The sequence below is a fragment of the Pseudomonas sp. W3I7 genome (assembly GCF_030816095.1).
Classification (GTDB): domain Bacteria; phylum Pseudomonadota; class Gammaproteobacteria; order Pseudomonadales; family Pseudomonadaceae; genus Aquipseudomonas; species Aquipseudomonas salomonii.
Map to the genome: position 1 here is coordinate 3808703 of NZ_JAUSXP010000001.1, position 17469 is coordinate 3826171.

Annotated in this window: 16 protein-coding genes and 1 pseudogene; 14 read left to right on the forward strand and 3 right to left on the reverse strand. The window is 61.1% G+C overall.

The window, feature by feature from the left end; all coding sequences use genetic code 11:
* Window positions 1-104: 104 nt before the first annotated feature.
* Complete coding sequence (locus tag QF043_RS17505; RefSeq protein ID WP_307419529.1) at window positions 105-467, reverse strand: hypothetical protein; 363 nt, start codon at window positions 465-467, stop codon at window positions 105-107.
* A gap of 2 nt (window positions 468-469) precedes the next feature.
* Complete coding sequence (locus QF043_RS17510) at window positions 470-1459, reverse strand: hypothetical protein (RefSeq protein ID WP_307419530.1); 990 nt, start codon at window positions 1457-1459, stop codon at window positions 470-472.
* A gap of 468 nt (window positions 1460-1927) precedes the next feature.
* On the opposite strand from QF043_RS17510, the gene QF043_RS17515 reads away from it, so the two are divergent.
* The 4 genes from QF043_RS17515 to QF043_RS17530 all read left to right on the forward strand — a co-directional run bounded on the left by QF043_RS17515 (window position 1928) and on the right by QF043_RS17530 (window position 5186).
* Window positions 1928-2230, forward strand: coding sequence for a DUF6124 family protein (locus tag QF043_RS17515; RefSeq protein WP_307419531.1), 303 nt, complete (start codon window positions 1928-1930; stop codon window positions 2228-2230).
* 227 nt (window positions 2231-2457) lie between these two features.
* Window positions 2458-3405 (forward strand): ornithine cyclodeaminase family protein, encoded by a 948-nt coding sequence (locus tag QF043_RS17520; RefSeq protein WP_307419532.1) that lies wholly within the window; start codon window positions 2458-2460, stop codon window positions 3403-3405.
* A 21-nt stretch (window positions 3406-3426) separates the two neighbouring features.
* The gene (locus QF043_RS17525) at window positions 3427-4560 is read left to right on the forward strand and encodes an FAD-binding oxidoreductase (RefSeq protein ID WP_307419533.1); all 1134 of its coding nucleotides are present in this window, start codon (window positions 3427-3429) and stop codon (window positions 4558-4560) included.
* Entirely contained in the window at window positions 4560-5186 is a 627-nt protein-coding gene (locus QF043_RS17530) for a transcriptional regulator (protein ID WP_305459252.1), read from the forward strand. The genes QF043_RS17525 and QF043_RS17530 overlap by 1 nt, the downstream gene beginning before the upstream one ends.
* A gap of 170 nt (window positions 5187-5356) precedes the next feature.
* On the opposite strand, the gene QF043_RS17535 is transcribed toward QF043_RS17530, so the two are convergent.
* Window positions 5357-6145 (reverse strand): ABC transporter substrate-binding protein, encoded by a 789-nt coding sequence (locus QF043_RS17535; RefSeq protein ID WP_307419534.1) that lies wholly within the window; start codon window positions 6143-6145, stop codon window positions 5357-5359.
* Between the two features lie 309 nt (window positions 6146-6454).
* Here QF043_RS17535 and QF043_RS30810 point away from each other — a divergent pair.
* The 10 genes and pseudogenes from QF043_RS30810 to QF043_RS17585 all read left to right on the forward strand — a co-directional run.
* Window positions 6455-6733, forward strand: a pseudogene (locus tag QF043_RS30810) (serine hydrolase); the annotation flags it as partial.
* Between the two features lie 321 nt (window positions 6734-7054).
* The gene (locus QF043_RS17545; RefSeq protein ID WP_307419537.1) at window positions 7055-9232 is read left to right on the forward strand and encodes a type VI secretion system Vgr family protein; all 2178 of its coding nucleotides are present in this window, start codon (window positions 7055-7057) and stop codon (window positions 9230-9232) included.
* Between the two features lie 18 nt (window positions 9233-9250).
* On the forward strand, window positions 9251-9697 hold the full coding sequence (locus tag QF043_RS17550) for a DUF6484 domain-containing protein (RefSeq protein WP_307419538.1): 447 nt from the start codon (window positions 9251-9253) through the stop codon (window positions 9695-9697).
* A gap of 16 nt (window positions 9698-9713) precedes the next feature.
* A complete protein-coding gene (locus QF043_RS17555) occupies window positions 9714-10829 on the forward strand; it encodes a DUF2169 domain-containing protein (protein ID WP_307419539.1) in 1116 nt (371 codons plus the stop codon).
* Window positions 10826-11863, forward strand: a complete 1038-nt coding sequence (locus QF043_RS17560; protein WP_307419540.1) for a hypothetical protein — start codon at window positions 10826-10828, stop codon at window positions 11861-11863. Before QF043_RS17555 ends, QF043_RS17560 begins: the two co-directional genes overlap by 4 nt.
* Window positions 11863-13053 carry a PAAR-like domain-containing protein gene (locus QF043_RS17565; RefSeq protein WP_307419541.1) on the forward strand — a complete coding sequence of 397 codons (1191 nt, stop codon included), beginning with the start codon at window positions 11863-11865 and terminating at the stop codon, window positions 13051-13053. The genes QF043_RS17560 and QF043_RS17565 overlap by 1 nt, the downstream gene beginning before the upstream one ends.
* 242 nt (window positions 13054-13295) lie before the next feature.
* Complete coding sequence (locus QF043_RS17570; protein ID WP_235593098.1) at window positions 13296-14003, forward strand: hypothetical protein; 708 nt, start codon at window positions 13296-13298, stop codon at window positions 14001-14003.
* Between the two features lie 42 nt (window positions 14004-14045).
* Window positions 14046-15281, forward strand: coding sequence for a TIGR02270 family protein (locus QF043_RS17575; RefSeq protein ID WP_307419542.1), 1236 nt, complete (start codon window positions 14046-14048; stop codon window positions 15279-15281).
* A gap of 239 nt (window positions 15282-15520) precedes the next feature.
* Window positions 15521-16270 carry a response regulator gene (locus tag QF043_RS17580; protein ID WP_307419543.1) on the forward strand — a complete coding sequence of 250 codons (750 nt, stop codon included), beginning with the start codon at window positions 15521-15523 and terminating at the stop codon, window positions 16268-16270.
* Window positions 16267-17328: an ATP-binding protein gene (locus tag QF043_RS17585; RefSeq protein WP_307419544.1), complete on the forward strand. Its 1062-nt coding sequence runs from the start codon at window positions 16267-16269 to the stop codon at window positions 17326-17328. The genes QF043_RS17580 and QF043_RS17585 overlap by 4 nt, the downstream gene beginning before the upstream one ends.
* Window positions 17329-17469 lie beyond the last annotated feature (141 nt).

Sequence of the window (17469 nt, forward strand, 5' to 3'; positions counted from 1 at the left end):
GCTGACTGACCCACCGCCTTCGCGAGCAAGCCCGCTCCCACATTTGGTCGGCTCTGTCAGTTAGATCGTTCCCACCCGCGTGGGAACGATCTGATAACCGCAGGCTACCAGCCATACAAGATGGACCAGAGGATACAGCCAGCAAACCATACCATCCCAAAATGATACGGCCACACCGCCCAACGCTTGAGAGACAGGGGGACGGCCGCCACTTCTGCCTCGGTCACCTCGCCTCTTTTGATGTGAAATTTAGGCATGCCCAACAGGTCACTGATCACGAGCATGCGATGAAACCTGTCGATGTGCTTGTTTCTGCCCCAAAACCGTTTGTTGGCGCAGACCACCTCGTTTTCGCTGAAGTAGCTTTCCAAGGCTTCGAGCTTTGTACACTCGGCGTATAAAGTAAGTCCCGAAAAAACGAACGTCGATATAAATAGAATCATTGCAAGGATGAATTGAAAATCCATGCTTATGCGCCCTCTGGTTGAAAGATCAAATCACCGTCAATCTCTTCGATTTGTCCGCCCAGAAACGCACCGAAATCGCCAACTACATTGCCCACTGCATACCCACCCGCAGCACCGCCGATCACTGCGCAAGCCAGGTCACCGTTTCCTTTAGCCACGACGCCCAAAAAAACTTTGCAGCCGAGACGGGCTATTTTCGCGCCCGCCCTCCCCCCGCCATAGGCGCCCCCTACGCCACCCACCAACTTCCCCGTCTCCACATACTTCGCCCGCCGACACTGCGCCTCGCGCCCGTCCACACATGCCTCCTTAATCTCCAACCCTGCCACGCCCACGTCCAGTGCCAAGCCCATATAGGTGCCCTTCCCCAACCACTTCGAGGTCTGCGCAATGCTCCGCATCCGCTGCGCATACCCGGCAATCTCACCCTTATGCAGATAGCTTTTGGTTGAAATCCCCAATATCTTTTTCAGCGCCTGATTACCGCGCAACCCCGTGCCAAATCGCGCCGCGCCTTGCAACTGGGTGTCCAGCAGCCCAAACAACGCCTGGCGCTGGCGCAAAAAAGCCTCACGCTCCAAGCCTGCGGTTTTCAGGCGCTGGTGCAGCCGCTCAATCTCTTCCAGCGTCTGCGCCACTTCGTCCAGATGCCGCGCCCACGCCGATGTTGCGCTGCCCACTCCCAACGAGCCGTACCCCAGAAGACTTTGCAGCAAGTCATAATTATTGACCACTTGGGTTGCAACGCGCGCGTCCAGCTCCCGGCTGATTGCCTCGGCATGGCGCACAAGCCAGGCCTCTTCCAGCGAGCAGGTCACGCTGTAGGGATCGGGAATAATCACCAACTGCCCCGGCTTCACCAGCCCATGACGCAGGTGCCGATTGAGCACATCGAAATGATCGGCACGCTGCCGGCCCGGGGCATGACCCATCAACTGGGTTTTTAAACTGAGGTAGTCCGTGAGGCGGTCGTTGATATAGCCCTGCGCCATGCTTCGTATCCCTGAATGCAATGAAGATGGCGTCGGAATATAAGCAAGCGAACAGGGCTCGGACACAAGGTCGGGATGGCTGAGTGATATTTGGGAAGTTGCCTACATCGCCAGGAATAGACACCTACAAAAATGGCGAGACTAGTGGCATTTGCTCATGGTTTTTAAAGGGCCAGCAGGGCGCGTCTCTTTAAATTGCAGGACGTTTCCTAGACAATCCTTGCCGCCTTGTGCCTGTTGGAATCGATGGCTAGTCTGCGATCCGTCACTGCTTATCAGTGATCGGGTTTAGTCGCTCGGTATTCCAAAAGGTGCATGGCCCTCCATGAGGTTTTATGGTGGCTGTGCGCAGGGCGCCCTCGGGTGCGCCGGTTTTTACCTTTTGGTCCGGTCGACTAACCTGCGTACAGCCGCCACCCTACGTTTAGTCGCGAACGGTTCGGCTCCCTGAATCCAAAAGGTAGCTAAATGAAAAAAGTCGTCCCCGACCCACCCCGCAACGCCACCAAAGACCGCGCCGCCTTCAACCGCGCCATCGACCATTACCTGCCCTCCAACGGTGTTCAAATCGAAGACCTGAGCTTCGAAGACGCCCTGCTCTACACCGCCAGCTTGCTCGACAGTGCTTCAGCGACCGCGCTCAATTGCGGTGATTTGCTGGCCAGCCCCCAGCGCGCGAAGATTCTGGCGGTGTGGCATTTGCTGGAGATGGCCAAGACCACGGTGGATCGCTCGATCGAGTGCCTTAAGCCCACAAAAGCTCCAGCCTGAATCAACACGGTCAAACTGTGGGAGCGGGCTTGCTCGCGAATGCGGTGGGTCAGACACATAGATGCTGACTGAACCACCGCATTCGCGAGCAAGCCCGCTCCCACATTTGCTCGGTTCTGTCAGTTGGACATCTGCGCTTGCCGGTGCATCCTAAATCTGTGCTTGGATATTGCTATACAGAACTAAAAGTCCATAATGGACAAATTAGTTTATCTGCGGAGATTGCCATGTCCAGCACGCCTCTTGTCATAAATCAGGCCCAGGCCCGTGAATTGCTTGCCCAGGTCGATGTGCCCCACATCCTGCACAAGCTGTTCCGCGTCCTGGCAGCCGGGCTGGCCGTGCAGCCGGCGCAGCAGCTGGTGGAGTTCCCGCACGGGGCCGGCGACTTTATCAACTACCTGGGCGTGCTGGCCGACGAGGGCGTGTATGGGGTCAAGACGTCGCCCTATATCGTGCGCGAGCAAGGCCCGCTGGTGACGGCCTGGACCCTGTTGATGTCGATGCACACCGGCCAGCCGCTGTTGCTGTGCGATGCGGCCGAGCTGACCACCGCGCGCACCGCTGCCACCACCGCATTGGCGGTGGACGTGCTGGCGCCTGCTGCCGCGCGGCGCCTGGCGATTATCGGCAGTGGCAAGGTGGCCCAGGCGCACCTGCACTACGTGCGTAATCTGCGCGACTGGCAGCACATCCGCCTGTATTCACCGAGCCTGGGCCGTGCCAACGCCGACACCCTCACCCTCCTCAAAGGCCTGGACCCACGCCTGACCCTGGCCGACAGCTGTGACAGCGCCGTGGAAGATGCCGATGTGATCCTGCTGTGTACCTCATCGGCCGGCCCGGTGCTCGACCCGGCGCGTTTGCGCAAACCCGCGCTGATCACCTCCATCAGCACCAATGCGCCACGCGCCCATGAAGTGCCACCCGCCAGCCTGCACGGTATGCACGTGTTCTGCGACTATCGCCAGACCACGCCGGGCGCGGCCGGGGAAATGCTGATCGCCGCCGAGCAACACGGTTGGGACAAGCGCGCCATGGTCGGAGACCTGCCGGAGTTGCTCTGTGACATGGCACAGCGCCCGGAGTATGACCGCCACGTGTTTTTCCGCTCGATCGGCCTGGGCCTGGAAGATGTCGCACTGGCCAATGCCCTGTACCTAACCCAGCGCTAATCATTGTTTAAGGAGATGTTTATGAGCCATGCAGACTTCATCATCATCGGCGGCGGCATTGCCGGTGCATCCACTGGGTTCTGGTTGTCGCAGCATGGCAAAGTGTTGGTGCTGGAGCGCGAAAACCACCCGGCCTATCACTCCACCGGGCGCTCGGCGGCGCTCTACACCGCGGCCTATGGCACGCCGCAGGTGCGCGCGTTGACCCTGGCCAGCCGTGCATTTTTTGATAACCCGCCGGCAGGCTTCTGTGAACACCCTTTGCTGACGCCACGCGGGGAGATCACCGTGGACTTCAGTGGCGACCCGGCGGAACTGGAGCGCCAATACCAAAGCGCCAAGGCCACTGTGGCGCAGGTGGAACGGCTGAGTGTCGATGAGGCCTGTGCACGGCTGCCGATTTTGCGTCGTGAAAAAGTCCACGGCGCCATCTTCGACCCGACGGCCAGCGACATCGACACCGATGCCCTGCACCAGGGCTATTTGCGCGGTATCCGCCGCCATCACGGCGAAGTGCGTACCGACAGCCATGTGCTGGGCCTGAGCCGTGACGCCGACGGCCTGTGGCAGGTGCGCACCCAGGACGCGACCTACACCGCGCCGATCATTATCAACGCCGCCGGCGCCTGGGCCGATCATATCGGCGGGCTCGCCGGCGCGGCGTCCATCGGCCTGCAGCCCAAGCGGCGTTCGGCGTTTATCTTCGCCGGGCCAGAGGGCGTCGACACGCATGCGTGGCCGATGCTGGTGGCGCTCGACGAAGCCTTCTACATGAAGCCCGATGCAGGCATGTTCCTCGGCTCGCCCGCCAACGCCGACCCGGTTGAACCCCAGGATGTACAGCCCGAAGAGCTGGACATTGCCATGGGCATCTACCAGATCGAAGAAGCCACCACGTTGACCATCCGCCGCCCGACCCGCACCTGGGCCGGGCTGCGCAGTTTTGTGCCTGATGGTGATTTGCTCGCGGGCTTTGACCCGCAGGTGCCGGGGCTGTTCTGGGTGGCGGCGCAAGGCGGTTATGGCATCCAGACCTCACCGGCCATGGGCCAGGCCAGCGCGGCGCTGGTGCGTGGCGCGCCTTTGCCGGAGCCACTGACACGGTTTGGCCTGGACGCTGGTATGCTCTCGCCCGTCCGCCTGGAGCCGCATTGATGAGCATTGCTGAACAAGAAAACGTTGTGCAGAACTTCCGGGCGATCGCCGATGCGATCGCCACGCTGTTCTTTCCCCACGCCGAAGTGGTGCTGCATGACTTGCGCACGCAAAAGGTCGATTACATCGCCAACAACCTGTCGAAACGGGCCATTGGTGACGACTCGTCGCTGGAGGACATGCTCAGCGATGATATCCGCGAAGTGAATATCGGCCCGTACGAAAAGCTCAACTGGGACGGCCAGAAAATCCGCAGCCTGAGCACGGTGTTGCATGACCACACAGGTCGTCGGCTGGCGGTGCTGTGCATCAACCTGAATATCTCGCTGTTCGAAAACGCCAAGGCGGCGCTGGACCTGTTCCTGTCACCGAGCAAGCTGATCCCGCAGCCGGATTCACTGTTTCGTGATGACTGGCAGGAGCGCATTAATACCTTTTTGCATGCCTGGATGCGTGAGCGTCAGCTGAGCCTGAACCTGCTGACCCGCGACCATAAGCGTGAACTGGTGCTGGCGTTGCATGCCGAGGGCGCGTTCAAGGGCAAGAGCGCGTCGAACTATGTGGCGAATGTGCTGGGGATGGGGCGGGCGACGGTGTACAAGCACCTCAAGGAATTGAAGGGCTGAGCGAGCCGTCTTGGAACACCGCTGATCAACTGTGGAAGCTGGTTTGTGTGGGAGCTGGCTTGCCTGCGATGCAGACAACTCGGTCCATCTATCGCACCGAGGTGATGCTATCGCAGGCAAGCCAGCTCCCACAGTTGACCGAGTATGGCTCTACTGTTGCTGTTTCACGCTCAGTCGCCGTAGATATCGGACTTGAAATACTGCTGTGAAATCTTCTGATACTCGCCATTTGCGCGGATGCCGTCGATGGCCGTATTCAACGCGCTGACCAGCTCGGTATTGCCCTTGCGCACCGCGATCCCGGCGCCCTCGCCCACGTATTTAGGGTCTTTGAGTTCCGGGCCGACGAAGGCGTAGCCCTTGCCGCGCGGCATCGACAGGAAGTCACGCAACGGGATGGTGTCGGCAAAAATCGCATCCAGGCGCCCCGACGCCAAATCCATGTAGATCTCTTCGTTATTGCTGTAGCGCTTGACGTTGATGCCCTTGGGCTCGAACACCTCGGTGGCATAGCGGTCGGTGGTGGTGGCACGCTGCACGCCAATGGTTTTGCCCTTGAGGCTGGCGTACTGGTCATCCACCACCGCGCCGTCCTTCATCACCAGGCGCGAAGAGGTGAAGTAATACTTGTGGGTGAAATCCACCGACTTCTTGCGGTCTTCGTTGATGGTCATGGACGACAGGGCCATGTCGATTTTCTTCACTTTAAGCGAAGGAATCAGGCCGTCGAACTCACCTTCCACCCACACGCACTTGACCTTCATCTGCGCGCACAAGGCGTTACCGATATCGTAGTCGAACCCCGTGATCTTACCCTCTTGCGTCTTGGACGCGAACGGCGGGTACGCCGCCTCGATGCCGATGCGCAGGGGGTTGTCGGCCGCCAGCACGTGGCTGGACGCAATCAGGCTCAGGGCCAGTGTCAGGGGCAATGCGGTGATAAGCGTGCGTTTCTTCATGATCGTTGTCTCGCAAGTTGTTGTTGGTTTGGCAAGAAGTGAAGAACGAAGGTGGCCGGCAGAACATTTTCTGTACTTATAATTCCATATTGGACTTTTGTGTATTGATCGTCAATCCGCCTGTTTCATCCACGCCGGCTCCATGAAATCTCCCATGAAGCTCCATACCCATTGGGTACACTGAGCGTCCAGAGACGGCGATAAAGGCTTGAGGTTTGTATGTTTCGAACCCTAACGGCGAGCATCCTGATGATGTCCTCTTCATTGGCTGCGGCGGTGGATGCAGCAGCCCTCAGCCGCGAACAAAGCATGGCCGTTGACCGCTATGTCGCCGCCGAAATGACCCGGCAGGGCTTGCCGGGGCTGGCCTTGGGGATTTATCGAAACGGCCGCGTCGTGCTCGCCAAGGGCTATGGCCTGGCGAACGTCGAGCTCAATGTGCCGATGAGCGCAGACAGCGTGCTGCAGTCCGGCTCGGTGGGTAAGTCCTTCACCGCAACGGCGGTGATGCACATCGTCGGCACCCAGCAAAACTTCAGTGCTGGCAGCTTGCAGACCACCGGGCAACCCCTGGACCTGGCGGTCAACGAACTCAAAAGTGATTTCCACGGCCAACCAGATGCTGGGCGCCCTCACGCAGAAGCTTTGATCGCCCCTTGAAATGTGGCCATGGACGGCACAGAGAAAGAACCCCCAGCAACACCGTTTTTTTCAGCTAAAGTCCTACGCAACGCGTCGGCAGCGTCGGACATGACAAACATGAATCGGCTGTTTCTAATACTCCACCTTTACTGGATGAACAGGATCTTCTGCATGCCCAAGGTGAGTCGCTGCCCGGCATGCATTCCCGCCAGCGGGACAAGGCGCTGCAATTTTTAAAGCCCGAACACGAGCCAAAGGAAGGCGTTCATGGCAATCACGCAAAACACCCGGCTGGCACAGGTCGACAGCCCTCTGGGCAACGATGTCCTGCTGCTGCAGAGCATGACAGGCAGCGAAGAGCTGGGGCGCCTATTCCACTATGAGTTGGAACTGACCTGCGAAGACCGAGCTATCCAGTTCGATCAGATACTGGGCAAGCCCATCGGCCTGACCCTGGAACTGTACGGCGGCGCCCAACGCTACTTCCACGGCATTGCCAGCAGTTGCCGGCAAAAAACCGGTCACGGCCAGTTTGCGGGTTACCGCGTCAGCCTGCGGCCTTGGTTCTGGCTACTCACGCGCACCTCGGACTGCCGGATTTTCCAGAACAAAACGGTGCCGGACATCATCAAGGAGGTCTTTCGCGACCTAGGGTTCTCCGATTTTGAAGACGGCCTGAGCGGCACCTACCGCGAGTGGGAGTATTGCGTGCAGTACCGCGAAACCAGCTTCGACTTCGTCAGCCGGCTGATGGAGCAGGAAGGCATCTATTATTACTTTCGCCATGAAAAGACCCGCCATGTACTGGTGTTAGCCGACGCTTATGGTGCCCACTCCACGGCGCCGGACTACGCCTCGGTGCCCTTCTACCCTGCCGACCAGCAAATGCGCGAGCGCGATCACTTCTACGATTGGCAAATGGCGCAAGAAGTACAACCCGGTTCGCTGGCGCTGAACGACTATGACTTTCAACGCCCGCGCGCCAGCCTGGAAGTGCGCTCCATTGTGCCGCGCAGCCACAGCAACGCCGATCATGCGCTCTACGACTACCCGGGCGAATACGTCCAGTGCAACGACGGTGAGCAATATGCACGAACGCGTATTGAAGCCATACACAGCCAGTTCGAGCGTGTGCAGTTACGCGGCTGTGCCCGCGGCCTGGGCTGCGGCCATCTGTTCAACCTGACCGGCTACGACCGTACAGACCAGAACCGCGAATACCTGGCGGTGCTCGCACGTTATCAAATCCGCCAGGACCCCTATGAAAGCGGGCAGACAACCTTGGCCGAACAGTTCATCAGTGAGCTGGACTGCATGGACGCCAGCCAAGTCTTTCGCCCTCTCCCGCTCACCCCCAAACCCATCGTGCGCGGGCCGCAGACCGCCGTGGTGGTCGGCCCCGGTGGCGAGGAGATCTGGACCGACCAATACGGCCGGGTCAAAGTGCATTTCCACTGGGATCGCCACGACCATTCCAACGAAAACAGCTCCTGCTGGATTCGCGTGTCCCAGGCGTGGGCCGGCAAAAACTGGGGGGCCATGCACATCCCGCGTATCGGACAGGAAGTGATCGTCAGCTTTCTCGAAGGTGATCCGGATCGCCCGATCATTACCGGGCGTGTCTACAACGCCGAACAGACAGTGCCCTACGCGCTGCCGGCCAATGCCACCCAAAGCGGGGTGAAAAGCCGTTCAAGCAAGGATGGCTCACCGGCCAACTTCAATGAAATCCGCATGGAAGACAAGAAAGGCGCGGAGCAACTGTTCATTCACGCCGAGAAGAATCAGGACATCGAGGTCGAGAACGACGAAACCCACTGGGTCGGCCATGACCGCAGCAAGACCGTCGACAACGACGAGACCGTGCACGTCAAACACGACCGTACTGAAACCGTGGGCAACAACGAAACCATTACCATCGGGGTGAACCGTACCGAAGAAGTGGGCAGCAACGAGACCATCACCATTGGCGTCAATCGCACCGAGCAGGTGGGTAGCAACGAGACCATCACCATCGGCGCGGACCGCACGGAAACGGTCGGCGCCAACGAAAAAATCAGCATCGTCGGCAACCGCACCGAAGACGTGGGCGGCAACGAGATCCTGCACGTCACGGGCAACCGTGGCGAAACGGTCATCGGCAACGAGGGTATCGGCATCAACGGCAACCAAGGCACCCTGATCGGCCAGAACGAATTCCGCGACGTCGCCCAGAACCGCACCACTGGCATCAAGCAGAACGACAGCCTGAACGTTGGCAAGCACTTCGTACTCACCGCCGGCGATTCCATCAGCCTGACCACGGGCGCGGCCAGCATCACCCTGAAGAAGGACGGGACCATCATGATTCGCGGCAAGAACATCACCCTTAACGGTTCCGGTGCCATCAGCCTCAAGGCCATCAAGAACGTGGTGATCAAAGGGCAGAAGATCCTGCAGAACTAGGACAGTGGAGGTATGTATATGACCGTTCAGCACCCGCTACCCACCCAGGCCCGTATCGACGCTGTGGTGATCGGCACCCTGCTCGATCTTCCGCACGCCGGTGCGCCCTTGGTCACCTATCCGGGTTGCCCGAGCCGCAGCGGCATCGTTGCGCGTTGCACCGCACGGCTGAGCCCGGCGGATATCGGCAGCCAAGTGGCGCTGATGTTCGAAGGCGGCGACCCGGCTTACCCGCTGGTGATCGGTCATCTGCTCAGCGCGCAGGCCTCACCGGCGCCCGTCGCCAGCGTACGGCTGGATGACCAGTGCCTTGCATTAAGCGCCGAACGCGAGATCGTGCTGCGTTGCGGCAAAGCCAGCATCACCCTGACACGCGCGGGCAAAGTGATTATCCAAGGCGCCTACCTTTCCAGCCGTTCCAGCGGGGTCAACCGCATCAAGGGCGGCTCGGTGCAGATCAACTAGACAGGTATTCGGCCCTATGGAACTGCTCAACGCCAGCCAACTGATTGCGGCCTATACCCTGGGGATGGAGCGCGACGGCCGCGAATCCCTGGTCGTGGTGGCCAAGGGCACGTTCAACCTGCCCATGGACGGCCGCGCCGCGACCCTGGCGGACACCCAGCAACCGCTACTGATGGCCGACACCTTCCTCGGCGAACCCGGGCTCAGCGCGCCGCGCCAGGAAATGGACTTCGCCCCGGCCAAGCGCTTCTGCGATGTGCTGGTGTGTGGCAAGGCCTATGCACCCGGCGGGCGGCCAGTGACACAGTTGACGGCGGGCATTCGGGTGGGGCGAATGAGCAAGGCCTTTTCGGTCCTGGGCCCGAGGCACTGGCAACCGAGTTTATTGGGTGTTTCGCCAAGCTCACCGCAGCCTTTTACCGAACAGCGCATCACCTACGACCAGGCCTACGGTGGTTCCCATCCAACGGTGAATGCCCCCCACCTGCGTGATTGCTACCTGGACAACCCCAGCGGTTGCGGCTGGTACCCGCGTGGCATGGACAGCGCGCATATCGTCGGTAGGCCAATGCCCAACACCGAGGAAGTGGGCAAGCCGATCGACAGTCACAGCGGCACCTTCCGCCCTATGGCCTTGGGGCCCATCGGCCGTAGCTGGCCGCAACGCGCCCGCTTCGCCGGTACTTACGACGATGCCTGGCTGGCCGACTGCTTTCCGTTTCTACCCGGGGATTTCGACCCGCGCTACTTTCAGGCGGCCCCTGAGGACCAGCAGATTGATCACCTGCGCGGCGGCGAAGATGTGCTGCTGCTAAACCTCACTGCCCAAGAGCACGCAGGCTTTCGTATCCCTGAAATGGAGGTGCCGGTGACCTTCTTCCTGAAAAAAGGCGGCCATCAGACGGTGTCGGCGGTGATCGACACGTTGCTGATCGACACGGACGCCGGCCAGGTGCAATTGACCTGGCGGGTGTCCCGTGTGCTACGGCGTAACGTGTTCGAGATTGCCCAGGTGCTGGTCGGCACCATGCCCACCGGTTGGTGGCGCGCCCGAGCACTGGGCAAGGACTATTACCCCTCGCTTGGCGCGTTGGTAAAAGCCAAACGTTCCCCCGAGGGGGCCCACGGATGAGCGCGCTGTGCATTATCGGCTCCGGCATGGTCAGCGCAGTTGGCCTCAGTGCACCGGCGAGCTGCGCGGCGATCCGCTGCGCCATCGACAATTTTCAGGAAACCCGCTTCATTGCCCGTGGCGGCGAATGGCTGATTGCAGCCAGCGTACCGTTGGAACAACCCTGGCGGGGCCGCACCAAGTTGATCAAGATGGCCGCCCGCGCCATCGCCGAAGCACTGCAGAGCCGCCCCGACGTCGATCCGCAAGCAACTCCGCTGCTGCTGGGGGTAGCGGAGGCCGAGCGCCCCGGTCGCCTGCCCGGGCTGGACCAGGGGCTGCTGCAGGCCATCGAAGCCGAGCTGGGCCTGCGCTTTCATCCTGCCTCCGAGATCATCGCCCAGGGTCGGGTCAGCGCCGCCGTGGCCCTGCTGAACGCGCGTGCGCTGATCTACCAGGGCCGCCATCGCCATGTGCTGATTGCCGGCGTCGATTCTTTCCTGAACGGTGCCACCCTGACCGCCTTCGAAGCACGCGAACGCCTGCTCACCGGTAAAAACTCCAACGGTTTTATCCCCGGCGAAGGTGCCGCCGCCGTGGTGCTGGCCGCCCCCGTTGCCAGCGAAACACCGCAATTGGTCTGCATCGGCCTGGGTTTCGGCCTGGAGCACGCCACAGTTGAGGCCGACGACATTCCGCTACGCGCCGACGGCCTGACCCAGGCGGTCCGCGCCGCCCTGCGCGAAGCCGGCTGCGGGTTGGAGCAGATGGATTATCGGCTGACGGATATTTCCGGCGAACAGTATTACTTCAAGGAAGCCTCCCTGGCCCTGAGCCGGAGCCTGCGGGTACGCAAGGAATTCTTCCACCTCTGGCACCCGGCCGACTGCATCGGCGAAGTCGGCGCCGCCATCGGCCCGGCGATGCTTGCTGTGGCACTGGCCGCCAGCCGCAAGGGCTACGGCGAAGGGCCGAACATCTTCTGCCACCTGGGCAACGACGCCGGCCAACGCGCCGCCGCGCTGCTCAGCTACCGCACCGTGGGGGCTGCCTGATGGCTAACCAAGTCTTTGCCAACAATATGGAAGTGTCCTGCAAGGCGGCCGACGGCAAGTCGATCGCGTGCTTTCCGGATGTGTGCTTTACCCCACCCTTGGCCCCGCCCACGCCGCTGGGCGTGCCCATCCCCTACCCCAACACCGGCCTGGCCAAGGACACGACCAAGGGCAGCCGGACGGTAAAGATCAGTGGTAAGGAAGTGATGCTCAAGGACCAGAGCTATTTCAAGACCAGCTATGGGGATGAAGCCGCCAATACGCCCAAAAAAGGCATCGTCACCAGCAAGATCAAGGGCAAAGTGTATTTCACCTCGTGGTCGATGGATGTGAAGTACGAAGGCAAGAACGTCGTGCGCCACATGGACCTGACCACCCATAACCACGCCTCCCAACCGGGTAATACCGCGCCCTGGCCCTATATGGACCGGATGGCACTCGCCAACGAGACAGCCCAATGCGAAAGCGAGAAAAAGCAGGCGCAAACGGCTTGCAAGGACACCCCACAGGACAAGTTCTGCCCGGATATCGGCCCGCTGCGCACGGCGAGCAAAGCCAGGCAAGCCGCCAAGCGTGCAGCAGGCGACGGGTTTAAAGGCGACCCTGACTACCAACGCAAACACGCCGCCGTCCAAAGCGAGTATGGGTCCTTGGCAAAAGCCATCAACGATGACCCTTGCCAGCGGGCAATGCGCTGTTTTCTCGCCCCCTACAAGCCCCGTAAATGTTGCCCGGGACAAACCGGTGACCACCTTATCGACGCGGCGTCCTTTACAGACGGGCCGGCCTCTGCGGGCCAACCCAGAAACAAGCACCCGACAAAAGCCGGGTGGAGCAATTACAAGACCGACAAAGCCCCGGTGATGTGTGCAGAGGGGCCTAACCAAACCACGGCCACCCATGGCCAGTTGCATACCCGGCGCGGGGTGGTGGCGTTGCAGGAGGCGGATGCCAACGGTGAATGGCCAAGAGCCAAGGCAACGGAGACAGGGGCGCTGGCTGCCAAGAAAACCTTTCCGGACTCTGATTGTTCACAGGAGTGTTTGGAAGCTCAGTTGAACACGTATCACGACAAAGCGAAGGACCCGGGCAAGGAGCGGCCGATCAACGCCTGCGCGTCTATGACCAGTGATCAGCATGAGCGCGACAAGGCTTGGAATGAGATGCGCCCTGGTGATCTTAACCGTTAATTTACTCATATCAGGAAACCACCATGGACCCTCGAGACCCAATATTCAGCGGACTCAGCATTGGTACTGGAGTCGTTCGCTACTCAGACCTCAGCTATTTGATTACCACAAATGATCTCTCTATCAGCGAAGGTTACACGGGCTCGATACTGTTCAGCCTGGATCGTGGAAGTTGGTATACCAGCACAGTGCCATGGCTTGCTTGCTCGGGAACGGTCTGTCATGTACCGGCCGAACGTTACATGCTGCTGGGCACTGGTGGATCGGTACGATCCAGTGGCGGCGGCACCGTACAGGAAGAGGCCCCCATCGCCACCTGCGGCGTAGACCCAAAAAAACGCGGCCCTCTGCGCGAAATCCGTGGCATCGCCAAAGGCCGAGCCTACGCCGTAGGCACCTGCCGGCAAGCCTACCTTCGCGAAGGCGAAGATCAGTGGCGTTGCATTGACCAGAGCGCCCAGGTCGGTGACACGCCGATCACCGACACCAGCTTTGAATCCATCGATGGCTTCAGCGAACAGGAAATCTATACCGTCGGCTGGGAAGGCGAAATCTGGCAGTACGACGGCGCCCTCTTCACCCAGCGCAACAGCCCGACCAACCTGGCACTTTACAAAGTTCGCTGCGCGCCGGACGGTTTTGTCTACGCCTGCGGCCAGCTCGGCACCTTGCTTCGGGGCCGCGACGATCAGTGGGAAATAATCGAACATGAAAGCACCCGCGAAGACCTCTGGGGCATGGAAGTTTTCGATGGGCAGGTGTACGTGTCTTCCACCCATTTCGTCTACCGGCTTGAGGACGGCAAGCTCACGCCGGTGGATTTCGGCGATGACATTCCACAGACCTGCTATCACCTGAGCGCCGCCGACGGGATCATGTGGTCCATCGGGCCCAAGGATGTGATGCAGTTCGACGGTTCAAGCTGGACGCGGTGCCTGCGCATTGACTAACCCGACGCCAGCGGCCTGCCCCTGCACAAGGACCGGCGACAGATGAACACACTGCCCGTGGTGCTTGACCTTCACGTCGAAGAAGCGAGTTTTCTCGCGGTCCTGCGTGGCTACGCTTTACACGCGCCGCATTACGACCTGGACGACCTGCGCAAACTCGACGACCGCATCGACGCACACCTGGACGGCTTGCGTATCGCCGGACCCACCGGCTTGTACACATTAGTGGCCCAGCTCGACCCAAAGGCGATTGGCGAGCTGTTCGCCAGTACGGTGCTGGCGTTCGAAGCGGCCAATGCGACCGTGCTATCGCAGCTCGGCGCGCACGTGAGAAGCGCTGTGGAAACGCAGCGAGGTTTTCTGATGGCCCTGGGGTGGCTCGACTGGGCGCACATAGCGCCCTGGATCGACCGTATGCTCGCCACCCCTGAGCCGCTGTTCCGCCGCCTCGGCTTGGCCGCCTGCGGCATGCATCGCCACGACCCCGGCCCCGCCTTGCTGAACGCGCTGGCGCATGCCGACCCCGGCGTGCTGGCACGGGCTGCCCGGACTGCCGGCGAACTGCGCCGGCACGACCTGCTGCCGAGCCTTCGTGCCCACTGCCTGCATCAGGATCCAGCCACGCGCTTCTGGGCCAATTGGGCCAGCGCACAGCTGGGCGATGAGCACGCCCTGGAGCCCCTGCGACAGTTCGCCGAGCAGCCGGGTGAGTTTCAGTACCGTGCGCTGTGTGTGCTGCTGGCCTGGCAAAAGCGCGAGTTCAGCTTCGCAGGGGTCCGCCATTGGGTGCAGCACCCCGAGCAGCGCCGCATCGGCATCCAGGCCTTGGGGCTGCTGGGCGATCCGGTCAGCGTGCCATGGCTGATCGAGCAGATGAGCGAGCTGCCGTATGCCCGCGTCGCCGGTGAAGCCTTCAGCCTGATCACCGGCGCTGACTTGGCGCTGCTCGACCTGGAACTGCAAGACCCGCCGGATTTCGATGCCGGCCCGAACGACGACCCCGAGGACGCCAATGTGCGCATGGACCCCGATGAGAACCTGCCCTGGCCCGATCCGCAGGCAATCACTGCCTGGTGGCAGGCCCATGGCCGTAATTTTGCGCCGGGTGTCGGCCATATACTGGGGCTGGCGCACAGCGAAATCAGCTTTCACCAAGCACTTGCCCGAGGCCAACAACGCCAGCGTATTGCCGCCGCCTGTGGCCTCGCCCGCTTTCGGCCGACCGACGTGCTGTTCCCCACCAGCGCACCGGCATGGCGGCAAAAGAGACTGTTGTGAGGCTAACCCGCCGATAAAACCTTAATTGCAACAATTATTGGCTGTCTCCATCGTCTCTCCACAAAACCTCCCATAAAAGCGCACGTTTGTTGCGCACAATGCACCGACCACGGTCGAATGGCATCACCCAGAGGCTATGATCAACGCTTGAACACGTGGCCACGGACGGCAGCCACGACACGGCAGATAACCGCGAGCACAGGGATGCGACGGCGCGCGACCTCTTCACCGAGCAGACCATGACTGATTTTCCCGTTGCATCAATGCCCCGCCCGGACTGCGTCAGAGAACCCCAGGCCCTCGTACTGATTGCCGAAGATGAGCCGCAAATCGCCGACATTCTGGTGGCTTACCTCAAACGCAGCGGCTTTCGCACCGCCCACGCACGTGACGGCCAACAGGCGCTGGACATGCACCTGGCGCTCAAGCCGGAGCTGATGTTGCTGGATGTGCTGATGCCCAACGTGGATGGCTGGCAGGTGCTCGCGCAAGTGCGCCAGCGCGGCCATACGCCGGTGATCATGCTGACCGCGCAAGACCAGGACATGGACAAGCTGATGGGCCTGCGCATCGGCGCCGACGACTATATCGTCAAGCCGTTCAACCCGGCCGAAGTGGTGGCGCGTACCCAGGCGGTACTGCGCCGCTCCATCGCTTATCGCGGCCACGCCTGCCCCACGGTGCTGCGGGTGGACGCGTTTGAAATCGACCTTGAAAGCTACGAAGCCACAGTGACGCTGGCCGGGCGACGAGTGCCGCTGGCCTTGACCGTCACCGAATTCAGGCTGCTGGCGCAATTGGCCAAGGCACCGAAACGGGTGTTCAGCCGTGCCGAGCTGTTGGCCCAGTGCTCACCAGAAAGCGACAGCCTGGAGCGCACGGTCGACAGCCATATCAGCAAACTGCGGCGCAAGCTCGAAGACCTCGGCGTGCAGGGTGTGCCCACCTGTATCCGTGGCGTCGGCTACCGGTTCGGGAGCGTGGTGTGAAAGGGCTCAATGGCCTGAGCCGCCAGATTATCCTGTCGATGTGCGCCGTGGTGCTGTGCGTGATCGCCTTGGCGGTGATCGGCTCGTATATTTTTTATGCATTGCTATGGACCTACTGGCCGCTCACCGACGCCGAAGTGGATGCATGGCTGCCGGCCAAGGCTGAATGGGTGTGGATGGGCCTGACCACGTGCGTGAGCCTGGCGGTGGGCTCGATTGTGGCGCTGAAACTGTCGCGGCGAATCCTGATGCCGCTCAATTCCGTGGCCGAGAACCTGCGCAAACTGGCCGACGGCGACCTGGACGTGCAGGCCGTTGCCGGTGACCAGTCGATCGGTGAAGCGGCGATCCTGGTCAATGACTTCAACAGCATGGCCAAGCGCTTGCAGCGCATGGCGCAGGAGCAAGCGTTCTGGAATGCCGCCATTGCGCATGAACTGCGCACGCCACTGACTATTCTGCGCGGGCGCCTGCAAGGGTTGGCCGAGGGTGTATTCGAACCCGACACCGCGCAGTTCTACAGCCTGCTGGGCCAGGTCGAAGGCTTGACGCGCTTGATCGAGGATATGCGCGTAGTGGGCCTGGCCGACAGTGGCTACCTGGAACTCAACCTGCAAGAAGCCGACCTGGCGACAGGCATCGAAGACGACGTGCGGTTGTTCGAACCGAGCCTGGTGGCCGCAGGCTTCGTGCTGCAACTGGACCTGCAACGCCGCACCCTGCGCTGCGACCCGGCGCGCATCCGCCAGGCCTTGCTGGCCCTGCTGGATAACATTCGGCGGCACGCGACAGCGGGCAATGTCATCGTCCACCTGAGCACCCGTGACGGCTTCAACTACCTGCGCGTGCGCGATGACGGCCCCGGCATCGACGAAGGTTTTGCCGCGCGCCTGTTTGACGCCTTCCAACGCGGTGAAAACTCCCGCTCACGCGCCCAGGGCGGCAGCGGCCTGGGCCTGGCCGTGGTGCGCGCCATCGCCCTCGCCCATGGCGGCGCCGTGACCTGCCGCCGCATGGAAAACGGCGGCACGCTGTTTGAACTCAGTTGGCACGTTTGATTGAGCGAGGCGCGGCGATGCGTATGTTGTTTTCGGTATTCAAGCGCCCACCCCATTACCGGCACTTTGCTTTATTGGACGTGGGGCAGGTGTGTATTGCGTTTAAAAGCTGCCGCACAAAACCTGCCGGCGAGCATTGGG

Excerpts from the sequence above, each read along its gene's own strand:
- QF043_RS17505 (WP_307419529.1), bottom strand. The coding sequence starts at position 467 with ATGGATTTTCAATTCATCCTTGCAATGATTCTATTTATATCGACGTTC.
- QF043_RS17510 (WP_307419530.1), bottom strand. The coding sequence starts at position 1,459 with ATGGCGCAGGGCTATATCAACGACCGCCTCACGGACTACCTCAGTTTA.
- QF043_RS17515 (WP_307419531.1), top strand. The coding sequence starts at position 1,928 with ATGAAAAAAGTCGTCCCCGACCCACCCCGCAACGCCACCAAAGACCGC.
- QF043_RS17520 (WP_307419532.1), top strand. The coding sequence starts at position 2,458 with ATGTCCAGCACGCCTCTTGTCATAAATCAGGCCCAGGCCCGTGAATTG.
- QF043_RS17525 (WP_307419533.1), top strand. The coding sequence starts at position 3,427 with ATGAGCCATGCAGACTTCATCATCATCGGCGGCGGCATTGCCGGTGCA.
- QF043_RS17530 (WP_305459252.1), top strand. The coding sequence starts at position 4,560 with ATGAGCATTGCTGAACAAGAAAACGTTGTGCAGAACTTCCGGGCGATC.
- QF043_RS17535 (WP_307419534.1), bottom strand. The coding sequence starts at position 6,145 with ATGAAGAAACGCACGCTTATCACCGCATTGCCCCTGACACTGGCCCTG.
- QF043_RS17545 (WP_307419537.1), top strand. The coding sequence starts at position 7,055 with ATGGCAATCACGCAAAACACCCGGCTGGCACAGGTCGACAGCCCTCTG.
- QF043_RS17550 (WP_307419538.1), top strand. The coding sequence starts at position 9,251 with ATGACCGTTCAGCACCCGCTACCCACCCAGGCCCGTATCGACGCTGTG.
- QF043_RS17555 (WP_307419539.1), top strand. The coding sequence starts at position 9,714 with ATGGAACTGCTCAACGCCAGCCAACTGATTGCGGCCTATACCCTGGGG.
- QF043_RS17560 (WP_307419540.1), top strand. The coding sequence starts at position 10,826 with ATGAGCGCGCTGTGCATTATCGGCTCCGGCATGGTCAGCGCAGTTGGC.
- QF043_RS17565 (WP_307419541.1), top strand. The coding sequence starts at position 11,863 with ATGGCTAACCAAGTCTTTGCCAACAATATGGAAGTGTCCTGCAAGGCG.
- QF043_RS17570 (WP_235593098.1), top strand. The coding sequence starts at position 13,296 with ATGCTGCTGGGCACTGGTGGATCGGTACGATCCAGTGGCGGCGGCACC.
- QF043_RS17575 (WP_307419542.1), top strand. The coding sequence starts at position 14,046 with ATGAACACACTGCCCGTGGTGCTTGACCTTCACGTCGAAGAAGCGAGT.
- QF043_RS17580 (WP_307419543.1), top strand. The coding sequence starts at position 15,521 with ATGACTGATTTTCCCGTTGCATCAATGCCCCGCCCGGACTGCGTCAGA.